Origin of the sequence: Kitasatospora putterlickiae, from assembly GCF_039527695.1 — a bacterium.
In the GTDB taxonomy this organism is placed as follows: domain Bacteria; phylum Actinomycetota; class Actinomycetes; order Streptomycetales; family Streptomycetaceae; genus Kitasatospora; species Kitasatospora putterlickiae.
In genome coordinates, this window is the sequence record NZ_BAAAKJ010000096.1 from 28,295 (window position 1) to 28,755 (window position 461).

The 461-nt window shown below is 77.7% G+C and carries 1 protein-coding gene; it reads right to left on the reverse strand.

Going from position 1 to position 461, the window contains the following annotated elements:
* Positions 1 to 94: 94 nt before the first annotated feature.
* The coding region (locus ABD308_RS10470; RefSeq protein WP_344331352.1) for an ROK family protein at positions 95 to 461 on the reverse strand (367 nt) is incomplete at its 5' end.

Consider the following 461-nt stretch of genomic DNA (forward strand, 5'->3'; position numbering starts at 1 on the left):
GCCTGCACGGCTGCGTCGCGCATCGGGTCGGCGGGTTCGTCCGGCAGCGGTTGGCAGGAGACCACCAGGCCACCGCGGAGGGTGTCGAGAACGTTCATCGGGGCTCCGTTTCGGTGGTGTGCGGGAAGGCGACCGGCCGCGGCCGGCTGCTGGGTTCGGCAGGACCGGGACCGGCGGACCTCGGACCGGACGGCAGGCACACGGCCCGCCGGGTCATCGCCGCCCGGGCCGCGCCCACGGCGACCGCCGCGTCACCGAGCGCGGCCGGGACCAACGTCACGTCGGCGTGGACCGGCAGCCGCTCGGCGGCATACGCGCTCCGGGCGTACGGCAGCAGCGCTCGGCCGGCGCCTCCGGCCACCACCACCGTCTGCGGATCGAGCAGCGCCACCAGCCCCGCGAGGGCCCGGCCGAGCGCGTGGCCGGCGATGGTGAGGACCTCCACGGCGGCCGCGTCGCCG